The organism is Hominenteromicrobium sp. (assembly GCF_046974225.1).
GTDB lineage: Bacteria > Bacillota > Clostridia > Oscillospirales > Acutalibacteraceae > Hominenteromicrobium > Hominenteromicrobium mulieris.
Genome location: NZ_JBKWAE010000007.1, coordinates 38940 through 52959, shown reverse-complemented (window position 1 = coordinate 52959; position 14020 = coordinate 38940). Strand labels below are relative to the sequence as shown.

At 55.7% G+C, this 14020-nt stretch carries 14 protein-coding genes; 1 reads left to right on the top strand and 13 read right to left on the bottom strand.

What is annotated here, in order from left to right:
- Positions 1 to 12: 12 nt before the first annotated feature.
- The 6 genes from ACLTX1_RS07000 to hprK form a co-directional block, all read right to left on the bottom strand.
- Positions 13 to 498 carry a hypothetical protein gene (locus ACLTX1_RS07000; protein WP_308448119.1) on the bottom strand — a complete coding sequence of 162 codons (486 nt, stop codon included), beginning with the start codon at positions 496 to 498 and terminating at the stop codon, positions 13 to 15.
- Positions 467 to 1459: a DNA-binding protein WhiA gene (whiA, locus tag ACLTX1_RS06995; protein WP_308448118.1), complete on the bottom strand. Its 993-nt coding sequence runs from the start codon at positions 1457 to 1459 to the stop codon at positions 467 to 469. Before whiA ends, ACLTX1_RS07000 begins: the two co-directional genes overlap by 32 nt.
- A 20-nt stretch (positions 1460 to 1479) precedes the next feature.
- Positions 1480 to 2340, bottom strand: a complete 861-nt coding sequence (gene rapZ, locus ACLTX1_RS06990) for an RNase adapter RapZ (RefSeq protein WP_395506488.1) — start codon at positions 2338 to 2340, stop codon at positions 1480 to 1482.
- A gap of 51 nt (positions 2341 to 2391) precedes the next feature.
- Positions 2392 to 3309, bottom strand: coding sequence for a UDP-N-acetylmuramate dehydrogenase (gene murB / locus ACLTX1_RS06985; RefSeq protein ID WP_395506489.1), 918 nt, complete (start codon positions 3307 to 3309; stop codon positions 2392 to 2394).
- Positions 3302 to 4078 carry a phosphatase gene (locus tag ACLTX1_RS06980; protein WP_412330675.1) on the bottom strand — a complete coding sequence of 259 codons (777 nt, stop codon included), beginning with the start codon at positions 4076 to 4078 and terminating at the stop codon, positions 3302 to 3304. The genes murB and ACLTX1_RS06980 overlap by 8 nt, the downstream gene beginning before the upstream one ends.
- Positions 4079 to 4332: 254 nt before the next feature.
- A complete protein-coding gene (hprK, locus tag ACLTX1_RS06975; protein WP_176820666.1) occupies positions 4333 to 5298 on the bottom strand; it encodes an HPr(Ser) kinase/phosphatase in 966 nt (321 codons plus the stop codon).
- A gap of 447 nt (positions 5299 to 5745) precedes the next feature.
- On the opposite strand from hprK, the gene abc-f reads away from it, so the two are divergent.
- Entirely contained in the window at positions 5746 to 7350 is a 1605-nt protein-coding gene (gene abc-f, locus ACLTX1_RS06970; protein WP_308448114.1) for a ribosomal protection-like ABC-F family protein, read from the top strand.
- Positions 7351 to 7427: 77 nt separating this feature from the next.
- Here abc-f and ACLTX1_RS06965 read toward each other — a convergent pair whose 3' ends face one another.
- From ACLTX1_RS06965 to ACLTX1_RS06935, 7 genes are all read right to left on the bottom strand, one after another.
- A complete protein-coding gene (locus ACLTX1_RS06965; RefSeq protein ID WP_412330674.1) occupies positions 7428 to 8765 on the bottom strand; it encodes an MATE family efflux transporter in 1338 nt (445 codons plus the stop codon).
- A 177-nt stretch (positions 8766 to 8942) separates the two neighbouring features.
- Entirely contained in the window at positions 8943 to 10652 is a 1710-nt protein-coding gene (locus ACLTX1_RS06960; protein WP_412330673.1) for an ABC transporter ATP-binding protein, read from the bottom strand.
- On the bottom strand, positions 10642 to 11115 hold the full coding sequence (locus ACLTX1_RS06955) for a S24/S26 family peptidase (protein WP_395590082.1): 474 nt from the start codon (positions 11113 to 11115) through the stop codon (positions 10642 to 10644). The genes ACLTX1_RS06960 and ACLTX1_RS06955 overlap by 11 nt, the downstream gene beginning before the upstream one ends.
- Entirely contained in the window at positions 11106 to 11990 is an 885-nt protein-coding gene (locus tag ACLTX1_RS06950; protein ID WP_176820661.1) for a hypothetical protein, read from the bottom strand. Before ACLTX1_RS06950 ends, ACLTX1_RS06955 begins: the two co-directional genes overlap by 10 nt.
- Entirely contained in the window at positions 11974 to 13101 is a 1128-nt protein-coding gene (locus ACLTX1_RS06945; RefSeq protein ID WP_412330672.1) for a radical SAM protein, read from the bottom strand. Before ACLTX1_RS06945 ends, ACLTX1_RS06950 begins: the two co-directional genes overlap by 17 nt.
- The gene (locus tag ACLTX1_RS06940) at positions 13101 to 13433 is read right to left on the bottom strand and encodes a hypothetical protein (protein WP_308448110.1); all 333 of its coding nucleotides are present in this window, start codon (positions 13431 to 13433) and stop codon (positions 13101 to 13103) included. The genes ACLTX1_RS06945 and ACLTX1_RS06940 overlap by 1 nt, the downstream gene beginning before the upstream one ends.
- A gap of 1 nt (position 13434) precedes the next feature.
- Complete coding sequence (locus ACLTX1_RS06935) at positions 13435 to 13809, bottom strand: PqqD family peptide modification chaperone (protein ID WP_176820658.1); 375 nt, start codon at positions 13807 to 13809, stop codon at positions 13435 to 13437.
- Positions 13810 to 14020 lie beyond the last annotated feature (211 nt).

Here is a 14020-nt window from a genome sequence, read left to right as displayed (position 1 = left end):
TTACATAAACCTCTAATTGCTGTTTTCAATCACAAGGGTAAATCCGTGCTCGGTGGAAAAATAGTGGTTTTTATCCCCCCACGCGGTATCGATCACAACGTAGTATGTGCCGTCGTTTTCAGGGTACGCAAACCGCTCGCTGCGGTAGTAAAGCTCGGAAAAATCCTCGTTATAAACCGTGTAATACATCGCGCCGTAGGGATCCTGCGAGGCTTCAAGCACGATGCCTTTATCCATGCGAATGACCGGGAATTCATCGGCAACCGCTTCAATTTCAAAATGCCCTCTGCACGCTTTTGAACCGTTCTTCCTTTGCTCGCCGGTCACGTTCTGCAGCGCGGTAATCTCTTCATTGCCGGAGCGCACCACGATATCGCCGGGCACAAGCTCGGCTTTCAGCGCGTCGGCGATGAAATACGCGCCCACGCCGAGCACCGCAACAATCAAAATGCCCAACACAAGGTCTTTAAAACTCTTCGGTCTTTGCATTTTCAGCATGCAGCTTTTCCTCCACTTCAAAAACGCTCTGCTCCGCAAGGGATTCCTCCGGCGAGCCGAGCTGTTCCGCAAACTCCAAAATGCGGCGCAGGCGGTGATTCACACCGGAACGGCTGATGGAAAGCCGCTCCCCCATTTCGCGCAGCGACATTTCGGGGTTTTCCAGCCGCAAAACGGCGGCCTCGCGCAGGTCGGCGGGCAGCTCGTCCAGCCCCACCTTGTCGCTGATGAGCGCAATGGCGGCAATCTGCTTTGTTGCAGCAGAGTACGTTTTATCAAGATTCGCGGTCTCGCAGTTCGAGACACGGTTTAAATTGTTGTAGGTCTCCTTGTACATTTTGATCTGCATCAGGTTCATGGCGGAGTTTACCGCACCCGTCAGCGTGAGGAAATCCTCAATGGCGGCGCTTTCCTTTATGTAGACAATGTAGCTGTTTTTTCTGCGTGCAATGGACGGCGAAAGCTGCGCGGCCTTCACGCGGTGCAGAACAGCCACAAGGTCTTCCGCAAGGTGCAGGTACGGCGTGGAAAACTCAAGGTGGTACTCCTTCTGCGGATCTGTGACCGTGCCGCAGATGAGGAACACGCCGCGCAGAAATGCCGAAATGCAGCAGTCCTTTTGCAGATTTTCCTCATGAATATGCAGGTTCACGTCATTCTCATCGTGCCCGAACGAACGGATCATCTGAATGCGTGCGGCTTCACCCGGAATGGTGATGGCATACGCGCCGATATTCTTGCGCCTTAACTGCGAGCGCACCTCGGCGTATACACCGGCCGAAACGGCGGCGGCCTCCGCCACACGGCGTGCAACGGCGGCATTTTCGCATACCATCTGCGATTCCCGCGCGGAAAAACACTTTGAAAAAAGCAGAAGGCCGTAGCATTCCGCTTTCAAACAGCACGCGCGCTTATTTTCAATCATACACAGCTCTTGCTTGCAATCCGCAGCAAATGACATGAAAACGGCTCCCTCCCGCTTTATTGTTTCGTGATATCCCGGTGCGAGACCGTGGCGTGAACGCCGTTTGCGACAAGGTGATCGTGCATATACTGCGCAAGCGCCACGGAGCGGTGATGCCCGCCGGTGCATCCGACCGCGATGACGAGCTGGCTTTTGCCCTCCTGAATGTAGAGCGGCAGCATGTAATCGATCATGTCCGTAAAGCGGGTTTTAAAGCCCTCGGTTTCCTTGCAGTTCATCACGTAGTCGCGCACGGGCGCTTCAAGGCCGGTATGTTCACGCAGCTCCTCCACGTAGAACGGGTTCGGCAGGCAGCGCACGTCAAACACAAGATCGGATTCGAGCGGCAGACCGTATTTAAAGCCGAAGCTGATGCAATGCACCGTAATGGCGTCGTTGTCGTTCTGCAAAAACAGGTCGGAAATGCGCGCTTTCAGCCCCGCCGCCGGAATGTTCGACGTATCGATGACGTAATCGGAGACCTCTTTGACCGGGCGCAGCATCTCGCGCTCCAGGCGCACGGCCTGCTCCAAAGAGCCCTGCATCGCTTCGGAAAGCGGGTGCTTGCGGCGCGTCTCCTGAAAGCGGTTGACAAGCACGGGCTCGGACGCATCCATAAACAAAATTTTATACGGCTCGTTCTGCGCCTTCAGTGTTTCGAGCGCGCTGAAAAATGACTTAAAAAGCTCGCCGCCGCGGGTATCCGTGACAACCGCCACGCGGCGCTGAATACCCTCGGATTTATCGCAAAGATCGTAAAAGACCGGAATGAGCGCCGGGGGCAGATTATCGACACAATAAAAGCCGATATCCTCCATGGCGTGCATGGCGCGCGTTTTGCCCGCGCCGGATAAACCGGTCAAGATCACAAATTCCATTTTAAAAACCACCTTTTCGGCAGCCAAATGCCACCGTAAATCCCACAAATTTTACTTGCTGAGCGAAATGCGGCGAATTTCCGGCTCCAGCTCCACGCCGGTCGCCTGAAATACCGTATCCTGAATGGCGCGGATGAGCGCTTCCACATCGGCACACGTCGCACCGCCTTTGTTCACAATGAAGCCTGCATGCTTTTCGCTGACGCACGCGCCGCCCACGGCAAAGCCCTTCAGGCCGCACTGTTCAATGAGCGTACCGGCAAAATAACCCTCCGGGCGCTTGAATACGCTGCCCGCGCTCGGCAGCTCGAGCGGCTGCTTTTCGCGGCGACGGCGCATGAAATCTTCCATTTTCGCGGTGATCTCCGCTTCCGCACCGCTTTCAAGGCACAGCTCCGCGCTTGTGATGATGCGCTTCGTGCCCATAAAGGCGCTTTTGCGGTAGCCGAACGCGAGGTCTTCCCCGCTCATTACGCCGGGCGTGCCGTCCGCTTCAAGGAAATGGACGCGTACGACGACCTGCTTCATCTCGCCGCCGTAGGCGCCGGCGTTCATGTACACTGCGCCGCCGAGCTGCCCCGGAATGCCCCACGCAAATTCAAGGCCCGTGAGCCCCTGCCCACGTGCAAAGCTGCATACCGTCGCAAGCGATGCACCCGCGCCGCACAAAACATGACCGTTCGCAAGGCTCTGCACTTTTTTAAAATCGCCCTGCAGCGTCAGCACCGCGCCGCGCAAGCCCTCGTCCGGCACAAGCAGATTGGAACCGTTGCCGAGGATGAAATACGGGACATTCTCGTCGCTTACAGCATTTAAAACCGCCTGCAATTCAGAGACGGTCTTCACTTCGACAAACCGATCCGCCGGGCCGCCGATCTTAAACGACGTGTGGGCGGACATGGGCTCATCGGTCTTATAGCATACGCCGGCACTTTGTAGTGCGGCGTCAAATTTACGGTAATCAGACATTCTCAAAGCTCCTTAAAATAGCATCGGCATCCTTGCGGTTTTCAAGGATGTTCGTGTGCGCGCGCAGATACTCGATGAGGCGGTTCGTGTTCGCGTTGAGAATCAGCTCCTCCGGAAACGCAATCTCGCGCAGCATCTCGAGCGCCGCAGTGTGATCCTTCACCTGCGTCTCAAAATGCGCGTCCGAACTGACGATAATCGGCACACGGTGCTTTTTGCAGCACAGCGCAATCTCGCGGCAGTTCGGGATATTCGCCTTGCGCACCTCAAAGGAATGCGCGTTAATCTCCACAAGCTTGTGGTTTCGACCGAACTCCGGAATGACCGTTTCATAATCGTAGCGGAACTCCGGACTGCCGCTGTGGCCGATAACATTCACCTTCGGATCGTGTGCAATGTTGAGCCAAAGCTGCGTGCATTTTTCGACCGTGGGATTCTCAAGCCCCGGCAGTCCGAGATTGTGAATGGACGCCACAAGCCAGTTGACGTCGCGGCGTTCGGTCTCATTGATGTCGAGCGTGCCGTTCAAATCGATGACATTCGCCTCCATGCCCGCAATGAACAGAATGCCGCGGTATAAAAGCGGCAGTTCATGCATGGAATTAAAGAACCACGGGCCGGGCGCACCGGGCATGGTGCGGGCGTGGTCGGTGATGGCAATGGCTTTGAGACCCTTTTCCGCAGCGGAATCGACCATTTCGCGAATGGTGCTGTACGCATGCGTAGACGCCAGCGAATGTGTATGCAAATCTGCAATGATGTTATACATGATGATGTTTTCTCACTTTCAGCTAACCTTAAACGCGGTTAAAAGTCTTTGATGAAACTTTCTTCAGAAAGTTTACAGGTTCTTAGGGCAGCGCCCTAAGCCGCTTTCCGCAGAAAGCGAAACCCTTTTGCCTACCAAAAGATCAGGAAGGTAGATCGGACAATCCGGTGAATTGTCCGACCGCAGAAAACCCTATCAAAGGGGGATCCTGAACAAGATGCCAAAACATCTTGTTTTATACTAAAATCATGCTGTTAAATATCCAAATCTCTCTTAATCTCCTCGTGCGGCATCATGGAAGCATCCATGCCGAGCGCGGAGAGCAGCTCGTAGGCGGCGTTGTAGCCCATTTTCTTCTGGCGGTTATTCATCGCCGCAACTTCAATGATGATGGCAAGGTTACGGCCGGGCTTTACCGGGATCGTCATCACCGGCACCTTGATGCCGAGAATTTCCGTGTATTCGCTGTCCATGCCCATGCGGTCGTAGACCTTCGTCGCGTCCCAGATCTCCAGGTTGATGCACATGTCAATTTTCTCCTGCAGCTTAACGGCGCCCATACCGAAAATGCGACGGGCATTGATGATGCCGATGCCGCGCAGCTCGATGAAGTGACGGATGTTCTCCGGGGACTGACCGACGAGCGATTTGCTGGATACGCGGCGAATTTCCACCGCATCGTCCGCGATGAGACGGTGGCCGCGCTTGATGAGCTCGATGGCCGTCTCGCTCTTGCCGACGCCGCTGTCGCCGACAAGCAGAATACCTTCGCCGTAAACCTCCACCAACACGCCGTGGCGTGTGATGCGCGGCGCAAGCTCGACGTTCAAATACGCAACGAGCGACGCGACAACATTTGAGGTCGACTCCGTCGTGCGCAGCACCGGCACGTGGTACGTTTCGGCAATCTCCATGAAGTCCTTGCCGGGGTCAATACCGCGGGCAACAATCACTGCCGGCGGCTTCAGAGACAGGTAGCTGTCCAGCGCCATGGCGCGGCGCTCCGGCTTTAAGCTCTCCAGCATGTACATTTCCGCACGGCCTAAAACGGCGATGCGATTCGGGTCAAAATATTCGTGGTAGCCGTTCAGCTCCATGCCGGGGCGAACAACGTCTCTCGATTGAATCAAAATATCATCGGCGCTCTTCGGCAGAAAAGCGGTCTCAAGCTGTAACTCGTGAATGATCTTGGAAAGCGGTATGGTGTAAACTTCCGGCATCGTGATCTTCCTCCCTAAAGTTAAGACGGCTGCAAAAGCCTTTTTATGCTGTTTTAGCGGCTTTTGCTCCCTTGTTTTCGGCGTCCCACACAAAGCACGCCTAAGGTGCCTGTTATCTTATATTATTATAGCGGATTTGCCGCCAAAAATCAACTTAAACTCCGCTTTCCGCCGTGGCGTATTAATTCTTCTTGAAAAGTCCGTTTTTGTGCGCTATACTGGTAAAAGTAAAGCGCTTTCGCGCACGAAAGGACGGTGAGTGTATGATTCGGATCAACTATCGGGCATTTTGCTTCCGAATCACTGGCGATGTGCTCCGTGCAGGCTCTATGGACAGAGACTAAGGCTATCCATTTGTACGGAGCGATTCTTTGGATCGCCTGATGTATTCTGTCTCGGCCTGCTTTTTTGAATGTACAAATCAATTCAAAAACAGGAGCGATAAAAATGACAGAATTCAGTTTTTCACATGTAAATAAAAATTTCGGCTTCAAGCCCGTCTTAAAAGATTTGAGCTTTGAAGTGATGACCGGCGAGCGCGCCGCGCTCATCGGTCGCAACGGCACGGGTAAATCGACCATTTTAAAGCTGCTTGCGAGCGAAGAAAGCCCGGACAGCGGCGAAATCTCCCTGCGCCGCGGTGCGAACACCGCGCTTTTGGAACAGATTCCCCGCCTGCGCGGCAAAGACGCAACCGTGTACGACGTGCTTTGCGAGCCGTTTGCGGAAGTTTTCTCCGTTGAAGCGAAGCTGCGCGAACTGGAAGAAAAGATGACGGAGGATTTCGAGCGCTATGCCGACGCATACACCGAGGCGCAAAGCCGATATGCGGCGCTTGGCGGCTATGACGCAGAAACGCGGCTGAAAAACATCGTGCAGGGGTTTAAGCTGAACAGCCTGCTCGAGCGACCGTATAATGTGCTCAGCGGCGGGCAGAAGACCGTTGTGAACCTCGCCGCCGTCGTTCTGCGTGAGCCGGATATTCTGCTGCTCGACGAGCCGACAAATCACCTCGACATGCAAACGCTCGATTGGTTTGAGGGCTTCCTCGCAAAATACCGCGGTACGGTTTTAATGGTCTCGCACGACCGCCGGTTTTTAGACCGTGTGGCAACGCGCACGCTCATTTTAGAGGACGGCATCTGCACAAGCTACCCCGGCGGCTACACGGCTGCGAAAGAGGAGCAGGAACGCCAAATGCTCCTCGAATTTGAGCAGTACAAAAACCAGCAAAAACAGATTGAAGCAATGAAAGCCGCCATCAAACGTTTTCGCGAGTGGGGCGCGCAGGCGGATAATCCGAAGTTCTTCCGCCGCGCCAAAATGCTGGAGCTTCGCCTTGAGAAAATGGAGATGATAAAGCGCCCGCAGCTTGAAAAGCCCAAAATCCCGATGCGCTTTGCGGGCGACCGCACCGGGCGCGAGGTTTTAAAGCTTACGGGTTTCTCCCTTTCGTTCGGCAAGACCGCGCTGTTTGAACAGGCAGAGCTGCTTGTGGAGGAAAAAGACCGCATGGCGTTTCTCGGCGCGAACGGCACGGGCAAAACATCGCTTTTACGCGCAATTTTCGGGGATGTCCCATTTTCCGGTACAGCGAAGTTCAACCCCTCCGCGCAGCTTGGGTATATTCCGCAGGAGATTCGCTTTTTAAACGACAAGGACAGCGTGCTCGAAGCATTCCGCCGCGAGTGTGTTTGCGGCGAGGGCGAAGCGCGGCAAATTTTAGCAAAGTATTACTTCTGCGGCGCGGCGGTGATGAAGCGCGTCTCTTCTCTTTCGGGCGGTGAAAAGGTGTTGTTAAAGCTCGCCGTTCTTTTGCAGAACCGCGTGAACTTTCTCATTCTCGACGAGCCGACGAACCACATCGACATTGAAACGCGTGAGATGCTTGAGGACGCTTTGTTGGAGTTCTCCGGCACCTTGTTGTTCATTTCGCACGACCGCTATTTCATCGATAAACTTGCGACGAAGATCGTCGTGCTCGAAAACCGAAAAATCAACGTTTTCGACGGCACCTATGCGGACTATCTGCGCGTGACGGGTCACGCATAAGCGAGCCGAAATGCAATGAAATAACAAAAGCCTTACGCCTTGCTCTTTTTTGAGCTTGGTGTAAGGCTTTTTGCCGTTTATGCTTTCTTTTTCAGCGGGTCCCACACGCCCAAAAGATAGAACGCGAGCGACAATGTACTGGAAATTATCCAGCCGAACGGCCACGAAAGCCAGATGCCTGTGATGCCGAACGGATGCACCAGAATAAACGCCAGAACAACGCGCAGAATGAGGTCTAAGAACGTGGTAATCATAAAATATACCATTGCACCCGCACCGCGCAGCACGCCGTCCGCGGCAAGCTTTAATGCGAGGAACAGGTAGAACAGCGAGACAATAAGCAGAAATTTTTTGCCGATCTCGATGGCCTCCGCCGAGGTGCTATTCATAAAGAGCAGCAGGAGGTTTTCGCCGCGGAACACATACGCGCCCATAAAGACGAGCGCCACGGCAAGCGACATCACAAACCCTGCTTTGAAGCCGCTGCGCACGCGTTCCATTTTGCCTGCGCCGATGTTCTGCCCCGTAAAGCTCGAAACCGAGTTGCTGAGCGCCGTCAGCGACGTGATGGCGAACGTGTTGAGCTTTACGCCTGCGGAATAGCCCGCGATGGCGGAGGAGCCGAAACCGTTGACAAGTCCCTGAATGCACAAATTGCCGACCGAAACGAAGCTTTGCTGCAAAATGCTCGGAATGGCTACGATTGAAATGCGGCGCAGCATCGCACCGGAAAACAGCGCAGGCTTTTCTTTTGTCTCAACGGACTTTAAGCGGCGCAAGACCGCCCAGAACGCACACGCGGAAGCCACGCCCTGCGCGAGGAACGTCGCCCACGCAACACCGCCGACGCCCCAGTGGAATATGATGACGAACACGGCATCGAGTGCGATATTGCCGACGGACGACGCGATCAAAAACCACAGCGGCGTTTTGCTGTCGCCGAGCGACGTGAACACGCCGGAAGAAATGTTGTAGATAAAAAGGAATAAAAGCCCCCAAATGTAAATAGCAAGGTACAGCGTCGTATCTTCCATGATGTTCTCCGGCGTGCCGAGCATGCGTAAGATTGGCTCGCACAGCACCGTGCCGACGACCGTGAGCACCACGCCAAGCACCGCAACAGAAATAAAGCCCGTATACGCCGCCGTTTTCATTTCTTTAAAATCCTTCGCGCCGAAAAGCTGCGAGATGACGACCGAAATACCGATGTTCATGCCGAACGCGACCGCCATGAAGATCATCGTCACGGGGTACGAAGCGCCCACCGCCGCCAACGCGTCTTCACCCGCAAATTTGCCCGCGATGACGCTGTCTGCAATATTGTAAAGCTGCTGGAACGCCACACTCAAAAGCATCGGCAGCGTGAACCGCAGCAAAACACCTGCCGGCTTGCCGGTCGTTAAGTCCTTATTCATGTCCGTTTTCCTTCTCTTTTCAAAATACGCACATTTATTATAAGGAATTACGACCAAAACGGCAATGTTCAAAATGCCCAAGCATTTTCACCCACGCGCAGAAAAGACTGCGCGTTCGGCAAAAGCCCGCCTAAAGTCATAAACAAAGCCCGCCGAAAAACGCATTTAAAACGTCTTTCAGGCGGGTTTGTTCACTTCTATGCACGTCAGCGCGCCGTTTTCCGCTTTGTACAGGCGCGTACAGTATTTCAGCGCGCCCGGGCGGTGTGTCGTCAAAATGCACGCGGTGTCCGGCAGCGCGGTTAAAAGATTTTTCAGAACCTGCGCTTCGGTCTTTTCATCAAGCGCCGAGGTCGCTTCGTCAAGGAGCAAGATCGGCGCGCCGCGCAGCACCGCGCGGGCGATGGCGATGCGCTGCGCCTGTCCCTCGGAAAGCCCGCCGCCGTGCTCTGTGATCTTCGTGTTCACGCCGTTTGGCAGCGATGACACAAACACCCATGCGCAGGCGGTTTTGAGCGCCGCTGTCATTTCCTCCTCCGTGGCGTTCTCTTTTGCCATGCGCAGATTCTCCGCAATCGTGCCGGAAAACAGCGTGCTGCCCTGCGGTACATACGAAAACGCACAGCGCGTCTCGGCGCTGATGACGATTTCGCATCCACTCTTCCCGCGCAGCACAGCACGTCCGCTTTCCGGGTAAACGAGTCCGAGCAAAACACGCACCAGCGTCGTTTTCCCCGCGCCGGATGTGCCAACAAGCACGGCAATCTCCCCCGGCCCTGCCGCAAACGATACGTTTTTCAGCACTGCTTCGCCGTTTCGGTATGCGGCTGTCACATTTTTGAGTTCTACCATCAGTGCGCCCTGCGGCAGGGCCGTTTTACCGTGGCGCTCCTTCGGCAGCTCGCAAAGCTCACGCACACGGTGTGCAGAGATCGCCGTGCTCAAAAACTTCGGGATAAGCCCTGCGGCACTTTCAAACGCACTTGTCAGGCTGCTGCGCTGCTGCAAAAAAAGTGTCAGCGTACCGAATGTAATGGCACGCGTCCACAATAAATACAGCCCGTAGCCCATGGCGGTAAACTGCGTGAACGCCCCCGCAACCCGCAAAAGCGCATTCACGCGCACGGAAAACATGTTGTATTGCAAACTGCATGTGCGCAGCGCTTCCTGTTTTTCCTTTAGCTTTCGGCTTTGGCTTTGCATTGTGCCGAGCGATTTCACCGTATCGACCGTGTAAAACGTCTCCGCTTCAAACGCGGTCATTTCGCTGCCGAGGCGGCGCAGCTTATTTTCAAATGCCCGCCGCTTTTTGAGCACGGCGGCAGACAGCAGCAACACCACCGGCGCGCCGCCAAGCGCGATGAGCGCCATCACGGGGCTGTAAATCCAGATGAGGAAAAACACCGCGCACAGCCTGTAAGCCGTCACCAAAATTTGCGGCAGCCAGCTCACTGCCCCGCCGCCCACAGCGCCCGTATCCGTTTCAAAGCGGTTTAAAATGTCGCCGCAGGAAAACGCGTGCAGCGCCTGCCAGTCCGCGTCTAAAATGCGGTCGAACACATCGGCGCGCACGTTGTTATTGAGGTCAATCTCCAGCTTTTTCAGCACGCGGCTCACCACGCAGTCGAACGCGATGGAGACCGCCGTGCTGCCAATAGCCGCGAAAACCAAAAGCGGCAGACGGGCAGTATCGTACCCCGTGACGATGTCGATGAGGTACTTGCCCGCCACGCTGCCGAATAGGCCGACCGTGGTACCGAGCACGCCGAGCGCGATATACAGCGCGATCATTTTCTTGCAGCGGCGGCTGTACGTGAGCAGCCATTTCCAGTCCGCCAAAACCTCACTGAGCGCGCAAAAGCGCACTTTGTTTTCTTTACGCTCCATTTGGCACCTTTTCTTTTCGGGCATGGCGGCGCGCAAGCATCGCGATAAAAAGCGGCCTTACCGGTGTTAAAACGAGCCATACGGTTTTGAAAAACCGCCACAGCGCACTGTTTCGGCCGTACCACTTACCCTTGCGGCGCACGGCAATGACAAGGCAGCAAATTTGCTCGCCGTGCACGGGGCCCTCGGGGTCGGTCTGGCTGTCGCCAAGGAGATACCACCCGCTTTTCGTCACGCGCCAAACGCGGTGCAGAACATACTGCCCGTCTAACCGCCGAAACAGCACGATCTCCCCGCGCTTTGGCGGGTGCGTGCATTTTACAAGCCGCACGGCGTCCCGCCCGTGGATGAGAAACGGCGCCATACTGCTGCCGAACACCGGCATTTCCATCACGCCGCCCGCTTCCGTTTCGGAAAGGATCGCGCCGATGTACGCGCGCAGCCCCGCAGCATCTATAAGCATGCGCGCAGGCGGACGGTCTCCGCCACGGTCGCGGGGTACAGCGCCTCATACAGGCAGTCGACCGCTTCTTCCGATATGGTACAATCCAGCAAAAACGCCGGTACGCGGCGCAGCAGTGCTTCCACGGCATCGAGCACACGCGCAGATTCCGCCTGATCCCAGCGGTTCACCGTCACCTGTCCGTAAAGCCGCAAAAATGCCTCCCCGCGCGAGAGCCTGCGCACGGCGTTCTTTTTCGCCTGCCGCAGCAAAACGACGGCACTCAGCCGCGCATCCGCATTTTGGCAGATGCCCGACGTGCCGCAGACCGGCCAACCGCGCGCCATCCAGCAATCCTGCACCTTCTGCAATAAAGCGCGGTCGCCGTTGATGATCTCCGCCCCGGCGTATTGCGCCCAGAGCGAGGCCTGCGTGCTCTTCCCCGTGCCGGACGGTGCCGAAAACAGAATAGCCCGTCCGCGGTGGCGTATGTAGGCGCTGTGCAGAATAAAGCTGTCCTTTTGCAGCATGCGGCGCTCAAGCGCGAAAAGCGACGCGAATACCGGGTCAAACACAAGGCAGCCGCGGCAGTCTTCGGCGATCATCACCTCGGCGTGCGTGTCGTCCAGCTCGCGATACAATGCGTAAAAGCCAAGCATGCCCTGTATACCCAAAAGCCGCGATTCCTTTTCGCCGTCGCGATACACGATGAGGTCTTCCCGTACGGCTGTGCACACGCCGACGGGGTTCGGGATGCTCTTTACAAAGCGCAGCGTGTAGAAATACGCAGGCTGCACGTCTTTCGTTTCAAAACGCAGAAAATTCGGTGGAAAAACGAGTGTATCGGGGTGATCTGCCGCAAAGCAGAAACCGCCCAACTTAAAGAGCCTGTGCATGGGGTACAGTCTCTCCTTTCTTCAAAATTTCGGGCGCTGTGCTTTCCGCGCACAGCAGGCGGTAGAGCGCTTTTGTGTAGGCGCATACATAAGGCGGCACCGTGCCGAACGCGCCGCCCTCGCGCAAAGACGATGCCGGACACGCGCGGCACAGCGGACGCAGCTTGCACACGACGCACGCTTCATTCTGTTTAAGCGCCGCAGATTTCTCCCACACCGCACGCCAAGCGGCCTGCACGTCGTTGTGTTCGATCGGCACGGAAAGCGCCCCGAGCATCACGCACGGGCGCAAATCGCCGCGCCAGCCGACGGCAAACGAACACCGCCCTGCAAGGCAGCGCATGCCGGCTTCCGTTTCCGGAACAGCGCTTTCCAGCGCCTGTACCGTGCGTTGCGCATATTCGTGAAAACTGACTGTGCCAAGCTTTATTTTCGTTGCGGCAAGGCTTGCGGCCGCGGCTTCCTCCGGCGAGAGCCGCGCTTCATGCTGTCCGCTTTCTGTGGACATCATATAGGTGTCCGGCTCCAACTCTAAATCTTGTTCCTTTGTGATTTGAAATAACGTTTCAAGGTCATGCCGGTTTTGCCTGACCACGCTGACACCGACCTTCACCGGCACGCCGTGCGCCTGCAAAAGACGAATGCCGCGCATCGCTTTTGCGTACCCGGTCTCGTCACCGCACAGTGATTTGTAGGTCTCTCCGCTTGCGCCGTACAGCGTAACGTTCACGCGGCGCGGCGGATTTTTCGCAAAAAATGCCGCCCAGTCTTCATTCAAAAGCGTGCCGTTCGTGTTCACCGTGACGATCATACCGCGCTTTCGCACCGCGAGATACACCGCGCGAAACGCGGGATACAAAAGCGGCTCGCCGCCCGTGAGCAGCAAAAACAGCGTGCCTGCGTCGCGTAGCTTTTCCGCAAGCGCTGTCCACGCCTCCGCCGTTTGCAGGCGGCTGATTTTCTCCTGCTCTGTCCTGTTCATGCGAACATAACACATTTTGCAGTTTAAGTTACAAAGTGGGGTCAGCTCAAAACTGCCGGTGATGGGCATGCCCGTTTTGGCGGCGCGGCGCAGTAAAAACGCTTCCGCTGTGTCTTTCTCCGGGTGCATCACGAGTGGTTCGGCCGCTCGTTCTGCGTCAGCGTTGTGGTGACATGGTAATCGTCAAAGTTCCATACAGGTGTCGCATTTCCGAACCAGTCCACGACGAATGCGTTCTTCGCCGGCATCACGGAATCCTGCCCGGTGATGGAATACTGCTGTCCGCACGCCTCGTTATAGTACTTTCTGCTGTCAATGCCGCGGTCATACACACCGTTGCCGTTCGAGTCCAAAAACACCTCTCCCGAAATATCGCACACGCCCGTGTAGCACGCGGCGATGTACTCGTTTGCCTCAAACACCTCCGTTTGCAGCATTGGAGCGCTCCATGCTTTTTTCATTTTATACCGCCTTTCCTTCCGTTTTTTCCGCAGCGGAAGCCTCGCGCAGCAGCCCTGCGCGCAGCCCTGCCCGTACAAAGTTTTCTATGCCGCGCAGCATTTCTGCCGGCTGCCCGGTGTACTGCGCCTCTGCCGCAGCCGCGGCTTCTGCCACCGTGCACGGGTGCTGAAACTGCATCCACAAAAACCGTCCCGTTTCGTTCAGCGCGGTGATGCGGTTCTGTGGCGCGTCCGTCTCCCCGGCAGGGATCAGCACGTACAGCCCGGCGATCTCCCGCAGCAGGTGCCTGCCGTTTACATAAAATCTTTTCATGTCATTCGGCGGCAGCCCTGCCGTTTCCATTTCCGGGCTTTTCGCTTTTTCCGCCCGCTCCATGCTTATCCCTGCCTTTCTGCTTCGTGGCTTCGGTTATAATCATAACAGAATTTTTGGTATTGTCAACCAAATATATTTTGTAGAATTCAATTGTAATTAGTAAAAATCAATATATTTATGCGTCTTTTTGTCAAAAAAAGAAGAGCCATGCAGGAAAACGGGGTGCGATTTTTCCGTTTTCCGCACAGCTCTGAGCTTTATCGGTATTCTG

What these genes read in the sequence shown, in the direction of transcription:
- whiA (WP_308448118.1), bottom strand. Translation starts at nt 1,459, where the DNA reads ATGTCATTTGCTGCGGATTGCAAGCAAGAGCTGTGTATGATTGAAAAT.
- ACLTX1_RS07000 (WP_308448119.1), bottom strand. Translation starts at nt 498, where the DNA reads ATGCTGAAAATGCAAAGACCGAAGAGTTTTAAAGACCTTGTGTTGGGC.
- ACLTX1_RS06960 (WP_412330673.1), bottom strand. Translation starts at nt 10,652, where the DNA reads ATGGAGCGTAAAGAAAACAAAGTGCGCTTTTGCGCGCTCAGTGAGGTT.
- ACLTX1_RS06940 (WP_308448110.1), bottom strand. Translation starts at nt 13,433, where the DNA reads ATGAAAAAAGCATGGAGCGCTCCAATGCTGCAAACGGAGGTGTTTGAG.
- ACLTX1_RS06955 (WP_395590082.1), bottom strand. Translation starts at nt 11,115, where the DNA reads ATGCTTATAGATGCTGCGGGGCTGCGCGCGTACATCGGCGCGATCCTT.
- murB (WP_395506489.1), bottom strand. Translation starts at nt 3,309, where the DNA reads ATGTCTGATTACCGTAAATTTGACGCCGCACTACAAAGTGCCGGCGTA.
- ACLTX1_RS06935 (WP_176820658.1), bottom strand. Translation starts at nt 13,809, where the DNA reads ATGGAGCGGGCGGAAAAAGCGAAAAGCCCGGAAATGGAAACGGCAGGG.
- abc-f (WP_308448114.1), top strand. Translation starts at nt 5,746, where the DNA reads ATGACAGAATTCAGTTTTTCACATGTAAATAAAAATTTCGGCTTCAAG.
- ACLTX1_RS06965 (WP_412330674.1), bottom strand. Translation starts at nt 8,765, where the DNA reads ATGAATAAGGACTTAACGACCGGCAAGCCGGCAGGTGTTTTGCTGCGG.
- ACLTX1_RS06945 (WP_412330672.1), bottom strand. Translation starts at nt 13,101, where the DNA reads ATGCACCCGGAGAAAGACACAGCGGAAGCGTTTTTACTGCGCCGCGCC.
- ACLTX1_RS06950 (WP_176820661.1), bottom strand. Translation starts at nt 11,990, where the DNA reads ATGCACAGGCTCTTTAAGTTGGGCGGTTTCTGCTTTGCGGCAGATCAC.
- ACLTX1_RS06980 (WP_412330675.1), bottom strand. Translation starts at nt 4,078, where the DNA reads ATGTATAACATCATTGCAGATTTGCATACACATTCGCTGGCGTCTACG.
- rapZ (WP_395506488.1), bottom strand. Translation starts at nt 2,340, where the DNA reads ATGGAATTTGTGATCTTGACCGGTTTATCCGGCGCGGGCAAAACGCGC.
- hprK (WP_176820666.1), bottom strand. Translation starts at nt 5,298, where the DNA reads ATGCCGGAAGTTTACACCATACCGCTTTCCAAGATCATTCACGAGTTA.